The 20573-nt window shown below is 56.0% G+C and carries 17 protein-coding genes and 2 pseudogenes; 6 read left to right on the top strand and 13 right to left on the bottom strand.

Annotation, left to right across the window (positions count from 1 at the left end):
• Positions 1–58: 58 nt before the first annotated feature.
• Positions 59–694, top strand: coding sequence for a heme-binding protein (locus BN903_RS15300; protein ID WP_195155655.1), 636 nt, complete (start codon positions 59–61; stop codon positions 692–694).
• 108 nt (positions 695–802) lie between these two features.
• On the opposite strand, the gene BN903_RS00065 is transcribed toward BN903_RS15300, so the two are convergent.
• Positions 803–2305 carry an MATE family efflux transporter gene (locus BN903_RS00065; RefSeq protein WP_048075782.1) on the bottom strand — a complete coding sequence of 501 codons (1503 nt, stop codon included), beginning with the start codon at positions 2303–2305 and terminating at the stop codon, positions 803–805.
• 268 nt (positions 2306–2573) lie between these two features.
• On the opposite strand from BN903_RS00065, the gene BN903_RS00060 reads away from it, so the two are divergent.
• Positions 2574–3572 (top strand): IS110 family transposase, encoded by a 999-nt coding sequence (locus BN903_RS00060; protein WP_048075781.1) that lies wholly within the window; start codon positions 2574–2576, stop codon positions 3570–3572.
• A 532-nt stretch (positions 3573–4104) separates the two neighbouring features.
• Here the strand turns inward: BN903_RS00060 and BN903_RS15295 are convergent.
• The 5 genes from BN903_RS15295 to sufB all read right to left on the bottom strand — a co-directional run bounded on the left by BN903_RS15295 (position 4105) and on the right by sufB (position 9261).
• The gene (locus BN903_RS15295; RefSeq protein ID WP_079890503.1) at positions 4105–4518 is read right to left on the bottom strand and encodes an iron-sulfur cluster assembly scaffold protein; all 414 of its coding nucleotides are present in this window, start codon (positions 4516–4518) and stop codon (positions 4105–4107) included.
• Positions 4519–4652: 134 nt separating this feature from the next.
• Entirely contained in the window at positions 4653–6047 is a 1395-nt protein-coding gene (locus tag BN903_RS15290; protein ID WP_079890502.1) for a YdiU family protein, read from the bottom strand.
• Between the two features lie 139 nt (positions 6048–6186).
• Positions 6187–7242, bottom strand: a complete 1056-nt coding sequence (locus tag BN903_RS17755) for a transcription initiation factor IIB family protein (RefSeq protein ID WP_048075780.1) — start codon at positions 7240–7242, stop codon at positions 6187–6189.
• A 443-nt stretch (positions 7243–7685) separates the two neighbouring features.
• A complete protein-coding gene (locus tag BN903_RS17035) occupies positions 7686–7826 on the bottom strand; it encodes a hypothetical protein (RefSeq protein WP_048075829.1) in 141 nt (46 codons plus the stop codon).
• 4 nt (positions 7827–7830) lie between these two features.
• Positions 7831–9261: a Fe-S cluster assembly protein SufB gene (gene sufB / locus BN903_RS00045; RefSeq protein ID WP_048075778.1), complete on the bottom strand. Its 1431-nt coding sequence runs from the start codon at positions 9259–9261 to the stop codon at positions 7831–7833.
• Positions 9262–9521: 260 nt separating this feature from the next.
• Between sufB and BN903_RS00040 the strand changes: the two are divergent.
• Positions 9522–10487: pseudogene (locus tag BN903_RS00040) on the top strand (site-specific integrase); the annotation flags it as partial.
• 126 nt (positions 10488–10613) lie between these two features.
• Here the strand turns inward: BN903_RS00040 and BN903_RS00035 are convergent.
• On the bottom strand, positions 10614–11333 hold the full coding sequence (locus tag BN903_RS00035; RefSeq protein ID WP_048075777.1) for an SDR family NAD(P)-dependent oxidoreductase: 720 nt from the start codon (positions 11331–11333) through the stop codon (positions 10614–10616).
• 225 nt (positions 11334–11558) lie between these two features.
• On the opposite strand from BN903_RS00035, the gene BN903_RS00030 reads away from it, so the two are divergent.
• Positions 11559–11945, top strand: coding sequence for a nuclear transport factor 2 family protein (locus tag BN903_RS00030; RefSeq protein WP_048075776.1), 387 nt, complete (start codon positions 11559–11561; stop codon positions 11943–11945).
• Between the two features lie 75 nt (positions 11946–12020).
• Here BN903_RS00030 and BN903_RS15285 read toward each other — a convergent pair whose 3' ends face one another.
• Positions 12021–12665, bottom strand: coding sequence for a ribonuclease HI family protein (locus tag BN903_RS15285; protein ID WP_079890501.1), 645 nt, complete (start codon positions 12663–12665; stop codon positions 12021–12023).
• Positions 12666–13441: 776 nt separating this feature from the next.
• On the opposite strand from BN903_RS15285, the gene BN903_RS15280 reads away from it, so the two are divergent.
• Positions 13442–14359, top strand: coding sequence for an SDR family NAD(P)-dependent oxidoreductase (locus BN903_RS15280; RefSeq protein ID WP_079890500.1), 918 nt, complete (start codon positions 13442–13444; stop codon positions 14357–14359).
• 2 nt (positions 14360–14361) lie between these two features.
• Here BN903_RS15280 and BN903_RS15275 read toward each other — a convergent pair whose 3' ends face one another.
• The gene (locus BN903_RS15275) at positions 14362–14619 is read right to left on the bottom strand and encodes a YgaP-like transmembrane domain (RefSeq protein WP_228840967.1); all 258 of its coding nucleotides are present in this window, start codon (positions 14617–14619) and stop codon (positions 14362–14364) included.
• Positions 14620–14701: 82 nt separating this feature from the next.
• On the opposite strand from BN903_RS15275, the gene BN903_RS00015 reads away from it, so the two are divergent.
• On the top strand, positions 14702–15529 hold the full coding sequence (locus BN903_RS00015) for an IS5 family transposase (protein ID WP_048076133.1): 828 nt from the start codon (positions 14702–14704) through the stop codon (positions 15527–15529).
• A gap of 544 nt (positions 15530–16073) precedes the next feature.
• On the opposite strand, the gene BN903_RS00010 is transcribed toward BN903_RS00015, so the two are convergent.
• From BN903_RS00010 to BN903_RS00005, 4 genes and pseudogenes are all read right to left on the bottom strand, one after another.
• Positions 16074–17966 (bottom strand): ABC transporter ATP-binding protein, encoded by a 1893-nt coding sequence (locus tag BN903_RS00010; RefSeq protein WP_048075773.1) that lies wholly within the window; start codon positions 17964–17966, stop codon positions 16074–16076.
• Between the two features lie 465 nt (positions 17967–18431).
• Positions 18432–18822, bottom strand: a pseudogene (locus BN903_RS15270) (ATP-binding cassette domain-containing protein); the annotation flags it as partial.
• A 69-nt stretch (positions 18823–18891) separates the two neighbouring features.
• Positions 18892–19062 (bottom strand): DUF3179 domain-containing (seleno)protein, encoded by a 171-nt coding sequence (locus BN903_RS16160; RefSeq protein WP_154017945.1) that lies wholly within the window; start codon positions 19060–19062, stop codon positions 18892–18894.
• 187 nt (positions 19063–19249) lie between these two features.
• The coding region (locus BN903_RS00005) for an aldehyde dehydrogenase (protein WP_048075772.1) at positions 19250–20573 on the bottom strand (1324 nt) is incomplete at its 5' end.

Genomic DNA, 20573 nt, shown 5'->3' with positions numbered 1-20573 from the left:
GCTGTTGAATCTAGGAAACCACAGAGCGATTAATTACTATGGACGCTAACGGTGACGTATGAGATCGCTCACAAAAATGATACTTGTTGGTGGAAGTGTGGTACTTGCTGGCTGGGTTGGATGGGGATTCTACTCAACCAAGAAAGCAAAATCGGTCCCGTATGAACAACTACGGACGGTAAACGGCACTGAGATTCGTCGCTATCCGCAGACAATTCTTGCTGAAACGACGGCACCAACTCAGCGGATTGCATTTCAACGTCTTTTCAGATACATTTCCGGAACCAACCAAAGCAACGAGTCTATCTCTATGACGGCCCCTGTCGAAACCCAATCTGGGGACTCAATACCAATGACCGCTCCTGTTCGGTCAGAGGCGACCGAGACTGAAGCTGAGACGGTCCGGATGGCGTTCTATCTGCCCTCCGAATATACTCCTGAAACGGCACCAGAACCGACGGAACCAGACGTCACACTCATTACTGAACCAGAAAAAACGGTCGCTGTGGATCAGTTTTCTTGGTATGCTCCGGAGTGGCGAGTCACACGACGGACACAGAAGCTTCTGTCCACGCTTGAGCGTGAAGACATCGAACCGGAGAGTGATCCCTATCTTCTCCGGTATAACGACCCGTGGACACCACCGTTTATGCGACGAAACGAAGTGGCGGTAAAGATAGTTGAGGAGAGTTGAATGACTGATCTGGGAGCATTGATCTGAACTGAAAATCAAGGTGGCGAGGTTCCCCCATAGTTGCTTCAGGCGAGGACATCTCTGGAGAATAGAATTTCAGCAGCATCGTCAATCAGTTCCAGAGATCACGTCACTCTCCTCGCCAGCCCCACCATCGACTGATGAGTCTTCATCGGCAGCACTCGTATTTGATGCCTCCATCGCTTCGTCGGTCAGATCACCACCACGCCAGCCGCCACTCTCGAACCAGCCCGCCGCGACGACAGCAGCGATTACACTTGAGACCGCGAAGGCGAACCAGATGCCTGTCGGCGACGGTGTCACAAAGAACCAGCCGTCAATTGGGACCAGTCCTTGCGACGCCACGTAAGCGATCGGGAGTCGGATGAACCCGAACAACACGACGGCGATAGTGGCAGCGGTGAGTGTTTTGCCGGCACCACGGAAACCGCCGCTGTAGGCTCTGATGACGCCCACAAACCCGAATGTGAGTGCGATCCACCGCAGGAACGAGGCGCCCTCGGCGACGACAGCCGGCGAGTTGTCGAAGATCCCGATGATCTCGGGAGCGAACACAAAGGTTGCGAGGCCGACGGCCGAAAAGAGCAGAAACGACACCTTCGCGGCGAAGCGATTGGTCGCGACCACCCGGTCGTGTCGTCCCGCGCCGATATTCTGGCCGGTCATCGCTTCGACGCCGCGGTCGATGGCGATCGCGGGCATGAAGATCATCGAGAAGACCCGAATGCCGACACCGAAGGCGGCAACGACTGATGTCGAAAACAGTGTGACGATCACTAAGACCGCATTGATTGAGATGGCGCGGCCAGTGTTTTCGATCGACGCCGGTACACCGATCCGGAGCAGTTTTCGGCTGTAGCTCAGGTCTGGGACCATCTGCCGGAGGTGAATCTGGATACCATGCGCTCCCCGAAGCATGAGCCAGATCCCGACGACCATCGCAGACCCCCTCGCGAAGACGGTCGCGACGGCAGCGCCCTCAACGCCGAGTTCAGGGAGCGGTCCGACTCCGAAGATGAGTAGTGGATCGAGTGCGACGTTGAGTATGACCGTCCCGAGCATGACTAGCATCGGTGTAACAGTGTCTCCGGCGCCTCGCATCAGTGCGATGAAAATCGTGAAGCCGAACAGGAACGGCAGTCCGAGGCTAATAACTTCCATGTACTCGGTCGCCAGTCCCAAAACGACCGGCTCGGCATCGAACACGCCGAGCAGTTCGGCGACGAAACTGTAGCCGAGCGCTCCGAGTATGATTCCGGCTAACAGAGTGAAGATGACGGCTTGAGAAGCAGCATACTCAGCCTTCGCGGGCTGTTCGGCGCCGGTGTGTTGAGCGACGAGAACGCTGCCAGCGACGGTCAATCCAAGCCCGAGTGAGATGAATAAATAGACGAGCGGGAACCCGAGGCTGATCGCGGCGAGCGCCTCAGTGCTGTAACGTCCCAACCAGAAGGTATCGGCGAGGTTGTATCCAACTTGGAGCAGGTTGGTGATGACGATCGGAAACGAGAGAAAAAATAGAGCGCGTGGAATCGGCCCGTCAGTCAGATCAAGCTCTGATTGACTCTTGAAGAGCTGTTGAAGCCTCATTGGAGGGTAGTATCGTGGCTAAACACTGTAACAAGTGCTCTGTTGACTCGATGGAAACGCTGCTACGCCATGAGCGCGTGAACTAAGACATGGGGCGCAAGAGACCGACCGCTATTCCGTGCCACAGAGCACGTTCTGTTGACTGGTCCGTGTGCGAAAGAAGTCGAGTCATGGGCGCTACAGCCCGGATGCCGCGCCCCGCGGCATCCGGGAAAGCCCGAATAGGTGAATCTCTACTTCACGCACTGGCGTCCCGGGTGAACAAGCTATGTACCTCGGAATCGACGTCCACAAACGGTACGCACAGGTGGCAGTGATGGATGAGGCTGGGAAAATCGTCGAAGAGGTTCGCGTCGAAAACGCGAACCTCGACGAGCTCGCCCAGCGGTACGCCGGCGCACAAGCCGTGCTTGAGGCGACCTCCAACTACTACCACATCCATGATACGCTGTCCGAGCACTTGGATGTGACCGTTGCTCATCCCAAAAAGATCAACCAGATCGCAGACACCGACAAGAAAACCGACCGCGTGGATGCGAAAGAACTCGCGCGGATGCTCCGCTTAAATTCGGTACCTGAAAGCTATGTCCCAACCGAGGAGGTCAGGGAAGCCCGCGCACTCGTGCGCGGGCGACAGACCTTGGTCGAAAACCGTACCAAGTACGCCAACAAGATCCATGGACTCCTCTCCGATCACGGCATTACTGAGGACGTGAAACCACTGAACGTGAAGGGGCGAGAGTCCCTGCGGGAACTCTCGCTCCCGGTACCATGGGACACGTTACTTGAGTCGTATCTCGACCTGATCGAGTCGCTCACTGAAGAGATTCAGAAGCTCGATGAGACGATCGAAGAGCGCGCTGGGTCCCTGAAGAAGACCCAGCTGCTGATGACGATTCCCGGTGTGAGTTACTACACCGCGCTGACGATCTACGCAGAGTTAGGCGGGATCGACCGGTTTGACGGTGACAAGGAGGTCGTCAGTTACGTCGGATTGAACCCTGTGATCCGCGAGTCAGGCGACTCGCGGATCGAAGGGAGCATATCAAAACGTGGATCAGGTCGTGTGCGATGGCTGCTCGTCCAAGCAGCAAACACCGCAGTTCATACCAGTAACGACGAGTATCTGAGCCAGTTCTACGACCGGTTAGCAAGCCGGAAGAACTCACAAAAAGCGATCGTGGCAGCAGCTCGGAAGATGCTGGTATCGATCTACCACATGCTTGATCGGGGAGAAGTGTACGATCCACCTGGTGTGACCGCGTAGACGAGGGACCTGAGGGCCGCCGAGTCGGCGGCCCTCAGTGGCCGGTCGAGGCCCTCCGTGAGCGCCAGCTATCGCCAGACAGCGACCGCACCGCAGACACGTTCCGACCGCCTACCGGTTGTGAAAGCAGCAGATCCCCGGACGGCGTAATCATTTTGTCGCTAGACGTGTTTTGCCCAGCTAGCAGCGTTTCCATAGGTGAATGGCGCCGTCTGAACGAGGATTGAGCATCACTGGTTCTGAGATAATGCGGTTCACCCAGTCACGACCGGACTCAGATTCGACTTGTCCAGCAAACCACCGCTATTCAACACACTAGTAACGAGTAGGTGTGTATTGTTAGCCATCGTAAAGGTGATACGATAAATAAGTGTCCGTCGTCAATAACTGATTCGGTCGTGACTACACTATCTTTCGAATTTAACTAGACAAATGTACTCTCATGCTACCCATGGCAACCATTCTATGATACTCTCAGTCTATACTAGGGATATCGCAGGCCACAACTAAAGCGCTACCACACCGAAGTCGATCAAATAGAGCAATTGGTGGGTCCGTCCTCGATAGCCTGCCGAAAGGCAGTTAAAATCAATTCCGCACACTGGAGTCGAGACGGTGTCAAGTCCATACCAACATGTTGTTCAATATATTCGGAGTCCCACTCAACGACCTCGGAGACGGAGGCACCAATCATCTGCTCAGACAGTAGCGAGGCACCGGCCTGTGACAATGTACATCCGTCACCGGTGAAACGTACTGTTTCGACCGTAGTACCATCATCACTGAGAACTACTTGAAGCCTGACTCGGTCTCCTTCAGGGTGGGTTGGGCCGACACACTGTGGGTTCGTCATTACTGCCTCAACATCGGGCGAGGGAAGCTCACCGTAATTCCGGGGATTCTGTGAGTGATCTGCGAGCAACTCTCGGACAAACTTGTTGTTCATAGTGATACTAAGCACTCTTATGGATAAGATTGTTCGGCTGGTCAGTAAGCCTTGGTCCGTTGAATAATGATATCGTCTGTGGATTGTATCGCTGATTTCAGTTCTGTCTCCTGCTGGTAAGATACTAAAATTTTTTAAGTATTACAGTATGTCGTGTACTCTGTATCGAATTCTTCTGGGGGTGGTTGTTGAAATTGTGAATTTGTCACGTTCGGCTCGTAAGGATTTTTTAACACAGCCAGTAAGTTATTAAATTTGGACATATCCTCCTTTTCTAGATATTCATTTAGTGCTTCTTCTACCAGGTAGTTGCGGGGAATATACCGGGGGTTCATCTGCTTCATCATTCTCTCATCTAGTCCGATACCAGATAATTCTCTTCGAATATCTTTGAAACCTTCCGACGAATAAACTGCGTCATCAAAGGAACCAGGACTTTCTAATTCTATGAACGTATTCGTGTAATCTGCTCTAGACTTACGAAGCCAGTCTAAAAACTGATTTACTATTTTCTCCTCTCCGTCTGAGTTGATTCCGAGTTTTTTCTTCATCATATTGTAGTGTTTAGTATCGAATATTTCCTCGAAATTGTCCAGCTTGGCTTCTAGTTCATCAAAAACACGAGATGATCCCTCAAAGAGCGGTCTTAGAGATTCTGCAAAACGGTTGATATTCCACTTCAAGATATTTTTTTGGCTCCCGAAAGAATATCTACCTGTTCTATCTACAGAGCTGAAGACAGTGTCTTCGTCATAGTAATTCATGAATGCACATGGTCCGTAATCGAACGTCTCTCCATCTATACTCATGTTGTCTGTATTCATTACTCCATGTATGAACCCCACACGCATCCAGTCAATAACCATCTCTATAGAAGATGTCATAACTTCATCAAAGAAGTTTACGTACTTCTTATCTGTATTATTCAGATACGGATAGTGCCTGTCAATTACGTAATCAGTAAATCGTTTTATTTCATCGGTTGCCTTGTCAGCAACATATTGGAATGTACCGTATCTAATGTGGCTTTTCATCACTCTTACGAGGATAGCACCAGGTTCTACTCTACGTCTTCGAACTGATTCTTCGGTTTGAATTACTGCAAGGCTTCTAGATGTTTTTATTCCAAGGTTTTGCATTGCATATGAGTAGATATACTCTCTGAGCATGGAGCTAACAGTTGCGTTTCCATCACCTCTTCCTGAATAAGTAGTTCTACCAGAGCCTTTTAATTGAATATCATATCTACTATTATTGTGTATATGTTCGCCTAAGATCATCGCCCTTCCATCCCCAAGTACAGTATACGTTCCAAATTGATGTCCTGCATATGCTTGGGCAATCGGTTCTTCTAGAAGATCTTGTCCTGAAAGAATTTGACTAGTTAATTCCTCTCTATTTAATCCGAGATCGTTACACAAATTCTCATTAACGACTAGAACCTCTGGATTATCAACGTCTTTGGGCTTCGCTGTTGAATAGAGTCTGGAGTCCAAATCTTTGTAGCTCGTGTCAAATGAAAAGGTCATGTGTTATGATACCGTTTATCGTTTCCGTTTTAATAACCTATTCGCTATGAACTACCATCCCCGCTCGCACTGACGTGCCCGCTGAAATGAGTACCCCATAGTTGTGAGATTTGCTCTCTATATTTAACAACGTGATCAGTCAATCACGCTGTGGTTGTACGTTCTCAGCGTCCGCTGCGGCCAAGACCTCCGGGTATCGGTTTCGTATCGTCATCTCGCTTAGGTCTGCTACACGGGCAACGTCGGCCTGCCGGAGAGATTCACCGCAGCGTTTCGCGGCCGCATACAGTGCCCCTGCGGCGATGCCCATCGGATGTTTCCCGCTGTGAACGCCGTTTTCAATCGCCGTTTCGGCGAGTTGTCGTGCCTCTCGCTCTGTCGCGTCCGTACACTCCACGTCAGACGCGATCCGTCCGATGAACGAGCGGGGATCCGTCGGAGCGATCTCCAACCCGAGTTCACGTGACACGTGTCGATATGCCCGCTCAATGCGGATTTGTTCGACGCGGCTCACTGTCGAGACCTCGTCGATAGAGCGCGGGATACCATCCATGCGACTCGCCGCGTACAACGCCGCAGTGGCGACGCTTTCAACGGCTCGACCCGGAAGCAATCCGTCATCGAGTGCTCGTCGGTAGACGACGCCTGCCGTCTCTCGGGTGCTGTTGGGAACGCCGAGCGCGGAAGCCATACGATTGATTTCACCGAGCGCATGCATGAGGTTCGTATCCGACGAGGTGCGGCGTCGGAAGCGCTCATTCCACTTCCGAAGGCGACGTACCTGTTGTCGCCGTTCCCCCGATAGCGCGTTCCCCTTCGCGTCGGCGTCTTGCCACCCAATCGTCGTCGACAATCCTTTGTCGTGCAAGAGGTTCGTACTCGATGGCCCAACGCGAGATTCCTCATCATCGGTTCCGTTCGGCGTGTACAATGTGACACTTGTATTAAGGGCCGTATCGGGAACAACGAGCCCACAGTCTTCACAGACCGCGTCCACGTCATCATCGGCTCGACGAAGCCGCCCGCGACATTCCGGACACCTGGTTCGATTTTGAGACTGTCTGTCCGTGTTCTCCTCCGAAACGGAGTCGGTGACAGACCGTCTGTTCCTGGCTTCGCTTGATGAGGACTCGTCAGTACCGTTTTTGTGAGAAACGATGTTCGGTCGCTTTCTGTTAGTGCGCTCGTTTATCATGTAGCATTACCACTCGTTACTGGGGCGGCACGGACGCAACTGACCGCGTGTATATCCTGTACTGCTCATCATGAGGTCTGAGACGGCGTCGAGTCGCTGAGTCTAATTCCGTGCGCGGTAACGGTCGTAGCGACGGCGGACGGAACCGACCACACCGTATCGGTAGGTACCTCTGTCCCGTCGATCGCGAGACAGACGAGTTCCCCTCGCCCGCGACGTGCCGCAACGACAAACTCGAAGCGACGCGCTCGTCTATCAGTCGCCGTCACGTGGATCGTCGAGAGACCGGTAGCACTCTCCCACGTTGTCGTGTCGACAACGCTAAGCTCGCCTGCTGGCGTGACGGTCGACGAGCCGCAGGCTGGACAGGACCCTTCGTGCGGCGTCGTCCCGAGGTACCCATAGTCGGTGTCGCACGCGAAGCAGTGTTCCATCGTTCGCTGTTAGCGACGGTCTAAGACCGTCTCCGCGATGTTCGCTTGACTGGAACACGCTGGGCAGGCCACTACGTCACCGCCGTCTAAGCCGAACACGGTCACGAATCGCTGTGAGACGTGTCCCCCGCAGTGTGCACACTCTGGCATCAAATCACCCGAGCGAGCCCTCCATCTCGAGTTCGACGAGTCGATTCAGTTCGACCGCATACTCGATGGGCAGCTCGTCTGTGATCGGCTCGATAAAGCCCGAGACGATCATCTGTTTGGCGTCGTCGTCGTCGAGACCGCGCGACTGGAGGTAGAAGATGTCCTCGTCGCCGATCTTGCCGACGGTCGCCTCGTGGGCGACGTCGACCTTCGACTCGCTGATCTCCATGTACGGCATCGTGTCCGACGTCGACTCGTTGTCGAACATCAGCGCGTCGCACTCGACGGCGGTCGAAGAGTTCTCGGCGCCGTCGGCGATGTGGACGAGACCGCGGTAGTTCGTGCGACCGCCGTCTTTCGCGATCGACTTCGACTCGACGGTGGACTTGGTTTCCGGCGCGTTGTGGTACACCTTCGCGCCGGTGTCGATGTCTTGGCCCTCGCCGGCCATCGCGATGGTGATGTGGTTGTCGGAGGCACCCCGGCCTTTCAGGATCGTCGACGGGTACAGCATCGTCGCCTTCGACCCCATCGACCCGGAGATCCACTCCATGCGCCCGCCTTTCTCGGCGATGGCACGCTTGGTGTTCAGGTTGTAGGTGTTCTTCGACCAGTTCTGTACGGTCGAGTACTGAACGTGTGCGTCCTCGTCGACGAACACCTCGACGCCGCCACAGTGGAGATTGAACTTCGAGTACTTCGGGGCGGAACAGCCCTCGATGTAGTGGACTTCGGCGCCTTCCTCAGCGATGATGAGCGTGTGCTCGAACTGGCCCATCCCCTCGCTGTTCATCCGGAAGTACGCCTGAATCGGCATGTCGACAGTGGTGTTCTCGGGGACGTAGACGAATGAGCCGCCGGACCAGATCGCACCGTGAAGCGCGGCGAACTTGTTGTCGCTCGGGGGGACGCACTTCGTCATGAAGTGCTCGCGGACGAGTTCTTTGTGTTCTTGCACGGCCTCGTCCATGTTACAGAAGACCACGCCCTTCTCCTCCCAGCGCTCCTGCATGTTCTGGTAGACGACCTCAGACTCGTACTGGGCGCCGACGCCCGAGAGTGCGTTCTTTTCGGCCTCCGGAATGCCCAGCTTGTCGAACGTGTCCTGAATCTCGTCTGGGAGTTCGGTCCAGTCGTCGACGCCGGCGCGAACGTCGACGTCCGGTCGGATGTACGGGACGATCTCGTCGACGTCGATCTCTGACAGGTCCGGCTGGCCGGGCCAGTCGGTCGGCATCGGCATCTCCTGGAACTGCTCGAGCGCGCGCAGGCGGCGCTCCAACATCCACTCCGGTTCGTCCTTGTCCTCCGAGATGACGCGGACCGTCTCCTCGGTGAGGCCCTTGTCGCTTTTGAAGGCAGACTTTTCCTCCTTCTTGAACTCGAAGCGGGCCTCGGTGTTCGTCTCCTTGAGATCGTCTTGTTTTGAACTCATCAAACTATTCTTCAGAGACTACGAACATAAGTGTGATGCGCTGGCACACTCTTTTGTAACTTATATTGGTTTCTTTAACGAAAGAGAATAAGTTAGTGAGGTTTAATTTGGTTTCCTCACAAATTAGAATTTAATTGGTAACGAGAGAGTGACTCCGTACAACTAGGATCTAAATCACTCGTCAGCGAGAACGACTCGACAGCACTCAATCGCCGCTTCGATGTGGCGATCGGCGACCGCGTCATCCGTTTTGTCAGCGACTCAAGCAGAATACCGTACAAACCTATTACCGCTATATCTCTGCGTGGTGTGGCTGGTGCGTCAACGAGGGGTACCTCGAGGTACACTACGCACAGCGGGCGAGTGCGATGGCACCCCTCCCTAAAGACGACGGTCGCAAGCCTGGTGACCAGCAAGCGTGGACGTCCAAGCAGCGCCACGCATTTACCCGCCAGGTCGACGAGCGTGCCCGTGACGCCATTGAGCCGTACACAACACTACCGGAGGGTACTGAGCCTCTCGACAAGTAACGCGCCCACTACGCGGCGCTGAAGGCAACTCGTGACCGTGCGCTTGTGTTCGTTCTCGCCTACACGGCTGTGCGGGTCGGTGAACTCCTCCGTGATCCCGACGATCCACGACGTCGCGGCGTCCGTTGGGAGGATCTCTCGCTTGACGACGGGAGTATGGACGTTTACCGGAAGAAACAGCAGTGGGACGCCGCGAGCCTCCCTGAACCGGTGATTTCACCACTCAAAAGCTATCATCAGCTCCTCAATCCACCGACCGACCGATGGCCAGTGTTCCCCACCTTCGACCAGCGAACACTCGCTGATCTCATCAAAACGGAATTGTCCGATCTGGGGGAGCAGCCAGAGGCGATCGATGACAGGCGGGAGGAGTACGCTCGAGACTTCCTCTTAGCACTTGAACTGGATATCTGCCCACCCTCGATCACGACAGACGGCGCGCGGTCGATCCTTCGTCGTCTCACCGAATCAGCAGAAATCGATGTTGGCCACCCAAAACACGAGTATCTCGCGCCGCATGGTGGTCGACGTGGGATGGGCGAGGTGCTCGTCCGTGCATTCGGGTATACAGTTGCTGCCCGCTATCTCGACAATTCCGAGGAGATGGTTCGCGAACGGTATTCTCACATTGAGGCCGGTGAATTGGGTGACATCGCGACGGAAGCGCTGTATGAGGTCGACGTGGATGTCAAGTAGCAGACTACAAAGCCACGAACTGAACGCGCCATAGCACACTACTCGCAGTCCACCTGGCTATTCTCTCAAGTACCGCAAGTCTCCATTCACACCCTTGTCGGAGGACTGACTGTGTTTGGGAGGTTTTCAGATAAACTCGGAGTTCTGTGGTCCGTTCGTAATATGGACCTCAAACGGCTGGGTACTGACATTGTCCTGTTCAACGAGGTGCCAGTACGTCTCAGCTATCTCGTCAGGATCAAGGAAAGTCTCGCCGTCTCGATCCGGCAACCGCTCGCGGGCCGCCTCTGAGTCAATCTGTCCGTCGATGACAACGTGTGCGACGTGAACCCCTTCTGGGCCGTATTCTTGCGCGATATCCATTGCCATCCCGCGAGCCGCAAACTTTGCGGCGGTAAAGCCAATCGCACCGCCGAGGCTCCGCACAGCAGAGGTCGCACCGGTGAAGATGACTGTTCCACCGTCTGCTTCGAGCATGTCGCCAACGGCCTCCTGTGAGCAGACGAATGCGCCACGGCCGTTGACAGCCCACGCTTCTTCGAACTCCTCGACAGTCGTGTCAATCAACCCAGTCCATGAAGCGGCGCTTGCGTGGTTGACGAGTACGTCGATCGGACCGAACGCGTCACGAACGGCGTCGAAACCCTCCTCGATCTGTTCGACGTCAGTGAGGTCAGTCGTGACGGCAAGCCCTTCTCCAGAGTCCGGGAGATCGGTAGCGAGTTCTTCGATGTAGTCCGTGGATCGCGCGAAGAGTGCGACTTGGCAGCCTTCAGCTGCGAACCGTCTGGCTAACGATTCACCGAGTCCAGGACCGACGCCGGCGATCACTGCTGTGCGGCTCATACGAGACTGTACAGAATCTGGAGGGACAAAAACTGGCCCGACGAGTAGGTTGAGGAGAGTTCAAGTGATGAGCAAGCCGATCGCTACCTCATCGGGTTCTACAGGCGGAGTAGGTCGAGTGCCTCGGGAGTTACCCCGAGGCGGTTCATTCGTGACACCCAGACCCGTCACCGGCGTCATCACGGATACCCACGAGCACTTGTTGACTCAACTCTTCATCGGTATGTGGACGCACGTACGACAATCACCGAGTATTACGAGGCGCTACGGGCCGGAGAGCCGCTTGATCCGTTTTTTGCTGTAGAACGGCCCGATGACAATGACTATGTGAAGTTCGGTATCTCTGAACAGCTCGTTGGGAGGGACCAGATTCGAACCGGACTTCGGAGCCAAACAGAGACTACAACAGACTGGAACGTGACGAGCTCTGCTCTCAGAGTCACCCAGTGCGACACCTGCGCGTGGTTTAGTGACGTGGTCTCGATGGCGTGGACCAACACGGAGACGGAACATCGGCATGACTTTGAGACCCGCTGGAGCGGAACACTCAGACGGTCTGATGACCGCTGGCAATTCGTTGGCATGCACGTAAGTACCGCTGACGAGCTATGATCGCTTGAACCAAGATTGTAGTCTGGAAGGCTAGCCTTGACGCAAATCCTACTCTCACCAGATCTAGTTTCCGTCCTATGGACCCAGAGCAGCGATGTCGGCACCAACAGTTGCGCGAGCATCTGCCGGGTTCAGGTCGCTATCGGCGAGATGTGTCCATTCACACTTCGGGAGCGACGAGACGTGATCGACAATCGTATCCCTGAACACATCGGCTGACGGGAGCCCATCGCTGTCGCCCCAAATATCGTTGATCACGGTCATTGAGTCGATTCGCACCTCCACGGCCTTTGGGTTACACCGTGTTAGCGCCACTTCGAGTCCCATCTGCAGTGCCGCGTATTCGGCAAGATTGTTCTCTGTATTCGATCCGACCGGTCGTCCAAGATTGATGATTCCCTCGTCACCAACCTGGATAACAGCTCCTGCCCCAGACGGACCGGGATTACCACGGGAGCTCCCGTCCACGTATAGAACAAGATCACACCCGCCACTACCCAGTACACCATCTGTTGCTGCCGGTGTATTATTAGCAAGAACCTCCTCTACAGCCGCTCGAATTTCGTTGTTTGTTGTCTCCGGTTCGAATAAGCCACCGTACCCAACAACGGCGTCGTCGATCGCATCAATTCCACGCCGGATCTCGTACCCGCACTGAGCGAGGACATTGTCGACTTGGTTAGCGAGCGGTGAGAGTCTCGCGGCCGGTAGCTGTTCCATTCTATTTCTTAGGGTAAATTTGCGCCCGAACCCGGTTCATTAGCAGGATGTTCGTGAGAACCACACAAAAACGCATGGGCGACGACAGCTGTACTGTATTGATGACTTCCAAGCGAGTCTATTGTGGCTCTCTTGTTGGAACAGATCGGCTAGACTGTTCTTTCCGCCGCGAGCCCTCAACAACGTTGTGACGGACAACGATGTGTCGGATCGGATGCTGTCAGTTGAACCGTCTGTCTACGTCGAACTGTTCGCGACACACTACACGTTAACATGAAAGGCAGGCCCGCTAGCGCAGTTTCTGTCGGCGATCCAATCGCTCAGCTGTGTCGCAACCACCACTCGCACTGTCGTTGACCGGAGCGATATCGCCGGTCGACAGTAGGTATCTCTCGGTGATTTCGAACCAACGGACTCGGTACAGTACATTCGTGTCGAACCATCCACTGAATGGACCGTCTCATGGGAGCGCCGTACGTCGCCGACGGTATCCGTGAGCGGAAACCCAAATACAGCAGTTTGTCGAATGCTCCATTGCTGCACGACCGATTGTGAAGGGTGGCCAACGGATGCTGTCAACGTGGTTCAACACCTTTCGGGGAGTATCTCCTGACAGGACATTTTGATTCAGGTCGCAATTCCCTATCGTTCAAACGTCACTGGGATCTTCTGGCAGTAATCGCGTGCTGATACAGATCAAGAATGCGGGAGTGAAATTCCACTCGTATACAGCATACGCCGGTGAGTCTCAAGTGCGTTCGTACCGTGCTATCTGTATGAACCGACCAGAGGAGATCGCGGGTGTAGCAGATGTCGACTGTTCCGGGATGCAGGCGCTTGTCACCGGCTCGACGAGCGGTATTGGACGGGCTGCGGCACTCGCGCTAGGGCGGTTAGGGGCCGATGTATTAGTTCATGGTCGTGATCAGTCGGCAGGTGCGACCGTCGTAGAAGAACTCAATGAAATCGGTGTTGACAGCCAATTCGTCAAAGCAGATTTCGCTAACCCCGACTCAGTGCGAGAGCTGGCCGCGACTGTCCAACAGGAAACAGATGGTTTAGATATTCTGATCAACAATGCTGGCGGCTTCTTTCGTGAGGGACAGCTGACTGACCTCGGTATCGAGTATACCTTCCATGTCAATCACCTCGCCCCGTACCTGCTGACAACTGAACTTCTTGATCATCTTGTAGATGGCAGTCGAATCGTCACAACCGCGTCTGCTGCGCATCAAGGGACGCAACTCGACTTCACGCGTGTCCGAACAGTCCACGACTACTCAGCGATGTGGGCATATAGACACTCAAAGCTCGCCAACATCCTGTTTGCGACGGAGCTCGCTAACCGTCTGGAAGCACTTAACCAGTCAATCGTCTCCAACTGTATCCACCCCGGTGCGATTCCTGGTAGTGGATTCGGTCGATTCCTTCCGGGTCCGTTCCCACGCATTCTCCAAGCACTTGACCGGTTCCCCGTCGTCACAAGCGTTGCAGAAGGAGCTGCTGAGCTACTAGTTCCGGCTCTCTCCTCGGAGGTTTCCGGCGTTTCAGGAGCATATTTCAAAGATCAGCGGCCGGCTACTCCATCGCGTGCGGCACAGGATGCGACGGTAGCGCGGCGGCTGTGGGAGGTGAGTGCTGAATTACTCGAAATCGAAACGCCGCTGTCTTCAGCTACAACAACTTCTGGCTAATATCACGACTGTTCTACTAGATACCGATCAATACTGAATACCCGATGCAAAATACACCGACGTGTCCCGCCTTCGACAATGAGGATAGTACATATAACTGCGGGCCCGACAACGGAGCCGACCGGAACGCCGACGGCGTTGATCGCGACGAGAAGTCCCAGGATTAGCACCGCACCCCCGCAAATGGTCCGAGCGAGTGCGTCAAGCCGATCGACATTGTGTCTTATAATACTGGGGTGGAAGTGTAGCGGTAAAAACATTGAAGGGCTCTGGTGAATCGCTGTAAGACAGCGGGATAGGTCGTCAAATCAAAGGAAGTGAAGCGGGAAATCGGCGATGCCTATGTCGAAGATCTCCCGCTTCACGAGCAAGGCGGTCACGTTAGCTAAAAATGCTGTTGGTGGCCGAGGCGAAGCCGCCGCCCCCGAAGGGGGTGGGGGCTTCGCCGACTACGCCGTCGTTTCGCTCCACTGTCTCCGGATTTACTTAGAGAAATCCTACCGCGACGCGCTTGATCTCCTGAGCGAGATGCCACAAATATTGGCCGAGATCGGCCTCGAAAAGGGCGATCTCCCGCATCACTCAACACTGGTGAAGGCGTTTGACAGGTTGCAGATAGAGGTGTGGCGAGTGCTGCTGCGGCTGTCGGCGCAGCTGCACGACACCGCCGATCACGCCGCGATGGATGCGACGTTTTTCGACCGCGAAACCGCCAGCAAGCACTACTGCCGCCGGACGAATTATCGCGTTCAGACGCTGAAAACGACCGCGCTCGTCGATACAAAAACACAAGCTGTACTCGACGTTCACTGTACGACCGAGAAACGCCACGACACGCAGATCGGCTGGCAACTCGCCCTCCGCAACGCGGGCGAGATTGCCAGCCTCGCCGCCGACAAAGGGTACGATTGGCAGCGATTACGCGAAAAATTGCGCGAAGAAGACGTGAGACCGCTGATCAAGCACCGTGAGTTCCGACCCGTCGATTGCGCGCACAACGCGCGAATCGACGGGTCTCTATACGGCCAGAGAGCGCTGTCTGAGACCGTCTTTTCAACGATCAAGCGGACGCTCGGCCACGCGGTGCGTGCCCGAGTGTGGTACCGCGAATTTCGTGAGATCGTTCTGATGTGTGCGGTCTACAACATCAAGCGAGCCGTGAAACCGTGAAATCAAACGCCTTCTGGCGATTCACCAGAGCCCATTGAAGCAAATATACCACCCATGATATGAGCAGCATGGTTAATTTGACTGCAACCAATATATGTACACACTCACCGGAGTCTGCTAAATCGTTGAATTGACAAGGAATTCAGATTGCACACCACCAGCGTTGCTGTCGATCACCGTTGTTTCCCATCTGTGGGCGTCAGCAACGCATTTGACAATCAACAGCCCGAATCCAGTTCCGTCGTCTACTGTTGTGTACCTGACTCGAAGACACTTTCTCGTTGCTCTTCATTGATCCCGGAGCCGTCATCGCTCACGTAGAACTAGCCGTCCAGTCGTCCAAGCTTCACAGTCACCAGTGTAGAGGTGTGTTCGATGATTCCTGAAGGGGTTTTCAGAGAGCCGGAATAAGTGTGAGGTATCCCTGTCAGTGAATATTTTGTAAGGGTCTAAACCAATCCAATCGGTAATATCACAATCTGAATGTCCGTATCTGTTCGACAAGCGAGACATCCTAAGACGATACGGGAGAGCTGAACGTAGACTAGTCGTCAGCGGAGCCCACAGTTTGTTGGATGAACGTATCAGGTAGCGCGTCAAGATCACCAACTTGGACACGCCAAAGATCTGCATACAGGCCGTCAGCATCAAGTAACCGCTCGTGAGTACCCGTCTCGACAATCTGGCCGTCGTCGAGGACAACAATGCGGTCAGCGTTTCGAACCGTGGAGAGACGATGTGCAATAACGAAGGTCGTACGGTCAGCGCCGAGGTCGGCCACATTTTGTTGGACAATCAGTTCGGTCTCGTTGTCGACGTGACTGGTCGCCTCATCGAGGACCAGCAATGAGGGATCTTTCAGCGTAGCACGGGCAATTGCGAGTCGCTGCCGTTGCCCCCCAGAGAGTTTTACCCCACGCTCCCCAACGACTGTATCGAGCTGGTCATCCAGCGGTTCGACGAATTCCCATGCGCCGGCCCGCTCGAGTGCGGTAATGATTGCTTCATCACTTGCCTTGGAGACGCCATACGAGACGTTCTCTCGAATGGTGCCTCCGAATAAGAACGGCTCTTGAGAGACATACCCGAGATGACGCCGGAGACTCTGAATGGTGATGTCTTGGATGTCATGGCCGTCGAGACGGACTGTGCCCTCATCCGTGTCGTACAGGCGCATCAACAGCTTCGTCAGAGTTGTCTTGCCTGCTCCGGTCGGCCCGACTAGTCCGATTGTTTCACCGGGTGCGACCGTGAGGTCGACATCGTCGATTATTGTCTCCTCATCGTCGTAGCTGAAGGTGACGCCTTCGTAGTTGACCGCACCGTCAATTGACGCCAGCTCTGTGCCGTTCTCCCGCTCGGAGAGTAGGTCTGGGTCTTGGAGCAACCCAACCACCCGTTCGGCAGCCGCGTAGGCGTACTGGTAGTTGTTCAACACCTGTCCGAACTGCCGCATTGGGTACATCAGTCGCCGGCTATACAGCAGAAACGTCACGAGCGTCCCCGCTGTCAATGGAATCGTGAATACGCTGAACCCGCCCTGTAGGAACACATAGCCCCCGAGCGCGAAGGTGATTCCGTAGCCGAAGGCAGTAATCAGTGTAAGTGAGGGGAAGAAGGCAATGCGGGTTCGAATGGCGCTCCAGTTTGCCGACCGATACTCGTCGGAGGCGTCGGCAACGCGGTCGGCTTCGTACTCCTCTTGCCCGAAGGATTTGATCACGCCGATGCCACCAATATTGTTCTCAAGCCGTGCGTTGAGTTTCCCGACTGACGATCGTACGTCACCGTACTTCGGCTCAATCGTCTGTTGGAATCGGTACGAGGCGTACGCCAACATCGGGACCATCGTCAGCGTCACGAGCGCAAGTTGCCAGTGGAGATACAGCGTGATCGCGCCGATCACCAGCGACGTGACAATAATCCGAACACCGGCCTGGAGATCCTCCGAGAGAAACGACTCGAGTTGGTTTACGTCGTTGTTCAGCACTGACATCACCTCACCGGTCTTGTGATCGTCGAAAAACGCCATTCGCTGGGTTTGCATCCGCTCATACGTGTCTGTCCTGAGTTGGTGTTGGACGTCTTGGGCCACCCGGTTGAGCGTCCACCCGCGAACGTAGCCGGCGATGGCGGCAATCAGAAATGATCCACTGACAATCCCAACAGTGAGCCAGAACTGCCCCATCTGCGACGCTGGGATCCATGCCTCGGGTACTAACGGTAGGGAGAAGGGACGTGTTTGCTGGAAGAGCGCATCAAGCGCGACTCCCAGCACGAATGCGGGCACCGAAAACAGCGCTGCCCCGATGATCGTCATCAGCCCACCCACCGCGAGAAATGGCAGGTGATCTCGGCCGTACCGACTGGCGAGATACCGCATCGGTTTTTGAGACCGATCGCGAAAATCGTCCAAGCCCCCCTCAGAATCAGACATATATTGTCATGTGGCGCGGTTTCAATAAGGGATCTGCTCACAGAGATGGACCGGCACACAGAGCGGTGTCATCTGGCAGGGATGCTGAGTGCCTGAATTACTGCGACGGCATGCAGGGAAATTAGTATCGTAGAGTGTGACCCGGATCATTTCTCGTAGGCCATGGCGCGAGACTCCATGAGGAAGCGGGAATAGAACTCATAGCCACTCGCAGGCTGACTAACGACGATTGGAATAGACTCGGTGATCTGGGTTAATTACGTGGATAGGCGTTCGGCGGGAGTCACCAAGATTTATGTACTGAACCGACAGGGGGTGTCGCTGGATCGAACGCGCAATGTTCAGCGAGGTTTCGTGCGATACACACTGCCTGCTTGGTCGACCCAATCTGCGTCGGTAGACCCGTATCGACTTACTGACCAGCGATGAACCGGTCCCGCTTGCCAATGGAACCCCTGCTAAGAGTCAGTCGTTAGCCGGAGACGCCTCAGTCTACCCTTGCAGAGGTTCGCATATGTTCCGCTGCCGCAACAAGTTCCTCGTGATGTCCTTGCTTGACGATCTAGTCTTCATCCATCACGACAATCCCGTCGGCGTTCTGAATCATCGAAAGCCGGTGAGCAATAATGGACGCCGTCCGCTCCTCAGCTAGTCGCTCAAGGCTCTCTTGGATCAGTTTCCCGGTCTCCGTGTCGACATCTAATGTAGCCTCGTCAAAAACGATGATCTCGGGGTCGTTGAGCAGTTCCCGAGCGATGGCGAGGCGCTGCCGCTGGCCGCCTGAGAGTCTGATACCTCGCTCGCCAACCTAGGTGTCGCACCCGTCGGGGAGGTCTGTAATGAACTCGTCGGCCGCGAGCTTCCCAAAGACACCGAACTCGGGAGTTTGACCGACGTAGGCCCGGTCGCACACGATCCTGCTCTTTCAGAGCGGACACCACGTCACGACGATCGGGTGAGTTCCGGACGCGTCGCTCGCGTTCTCCTCGGGGGCGTCGGTCGCACCGTCGGCGTCGTCGACTACGCCGCCAACGATGTCGTTCACGACCTCGTGGAACTGGAGGAACCGCACCGGGTACGCGCGCTGGGTCGGCAAACGTCACCGTGATGACCTCGTCGTCAGGGTCCCAGCCGTACGCGTCTCCGAACGTCAGGTCATCGATGCTTGAGGTCGCATCCCGCGGGAGGATGTTTTGTACGTTTACACTCGTGACTACGGGTCGACCGAAATAACCTGACCGGCTTTGCTTTCGCCGGAGGGGGGTTCAGATACGGAGACCCGCTCAGAGTACGATCGACTTCTTCCGGATCATCTGCTCTATCGCGGCGTGGACGCCCTCACGGTTGATCCCGGAGGCGTCGTTCCCGCCGAACGGAACGTCGCCGAGCCCGTGGGAGGGTGCTCCGTTGAGGCGGACGCTCCCGGCGTCGACGCGCTCGGCGACCCGCATCGCGCGGTTGTGATCGGTGGTGAACACGGAGGCGTCGAGAGCGAGTTCGCCGCCGTTGGCCAGCTCGATCGCCTCTTCCTCCGTCTCGAAGGTAGTCACGGCGGCCACTGGCCCGAACTGCTCTTGATGCATTATTTCGGCGTCCTGCGGCACGTTCGCGAGCAGCGTCGGCTCGTGGAACGCGCCGTCGCGCCCACCGCCAGCGACGAGGTCCGCACCGTCCTCGACCGCGTCGTCAACCAGCCCCGCGACCTCCTCGGCGTGCGACTCATCGATGAGCGGCCCGAAGTTCGTCGCCTCGTCGAACAGGTCGCCGGCGACCCACGAGTCCATCGTCGACCCCATCCGGTCCACGAGGTCGTCGTGGACCGACTCGTGGGCGACCACGCGGGAGATAGCCGAGCAGCGCTGACCGCTGAGCTTGAACGAGCCGGTCGCACAGGCCCCAGCCGCGTCCGAGATGTCGGCGTCCGGGAAGACGAGCGCGGGCGCGTTCCCGCCGAGCTCCATCACGAGGTTGGTGATCCCGGACGCCGAGGCGACGTGTTTTCCGGCCGCCGAGGACCCGGTCATGGCGACGGTGTCGACGCGATCGTCCCCCGCCAGCGTGTCGCCGATCTCTTGGCTCCGACCGGGGACGAAGTTCACCGCCCCGTCCGGGAGGTCGGCGGCGGAGACGATGACGTCGGTGAGGAGCGCGGCCGTCACCGGCGTCTTGCTCGACGGCTTGACGACGACAGCGTTGCCCGCGGCGAGCGCCGGCGCGACCTGGAGCGCGGTCGTCTGGAGCGGGTAGTTGTACGGCGCGATACAGAGGACGGTCCCGATCGGTTCGGGCTTGACGATCGCGGTCCAGCCCTCGTGGCCCGGGGTCGCCCCCTCGCGGTACTCGCCGTGCGTCCGTGCCAGGTCACGGGCTTCGCCGGCCGCCAGCCGGAATCTACGCGCCGCGCTCGACGGAGTACCCCGCGCCGCAGACACCGGTCGTCCCGCCTCGCGAACGATCGACTCGGTGAACTCGTCCGCCCGCGACTCGAGCTCGTCTGCGATCGACTCCAGCCACTGGGCTCGTTCGACCGGCGTCGCCTCCCGTACCGCCGACTGCGCGGCAGCCGCGGCGGCGAGGGCGTCCGCGGCCTGCTTGCTGTCAGCGGCC

It is taken from the genome of Halorubrum sp. AJ67 (assembly GCF_000513435.1).
Note: the sequence above shows the minus strand (reverse complement) of the source record. Positions and strands in the feature narration are given on the sequence as shown.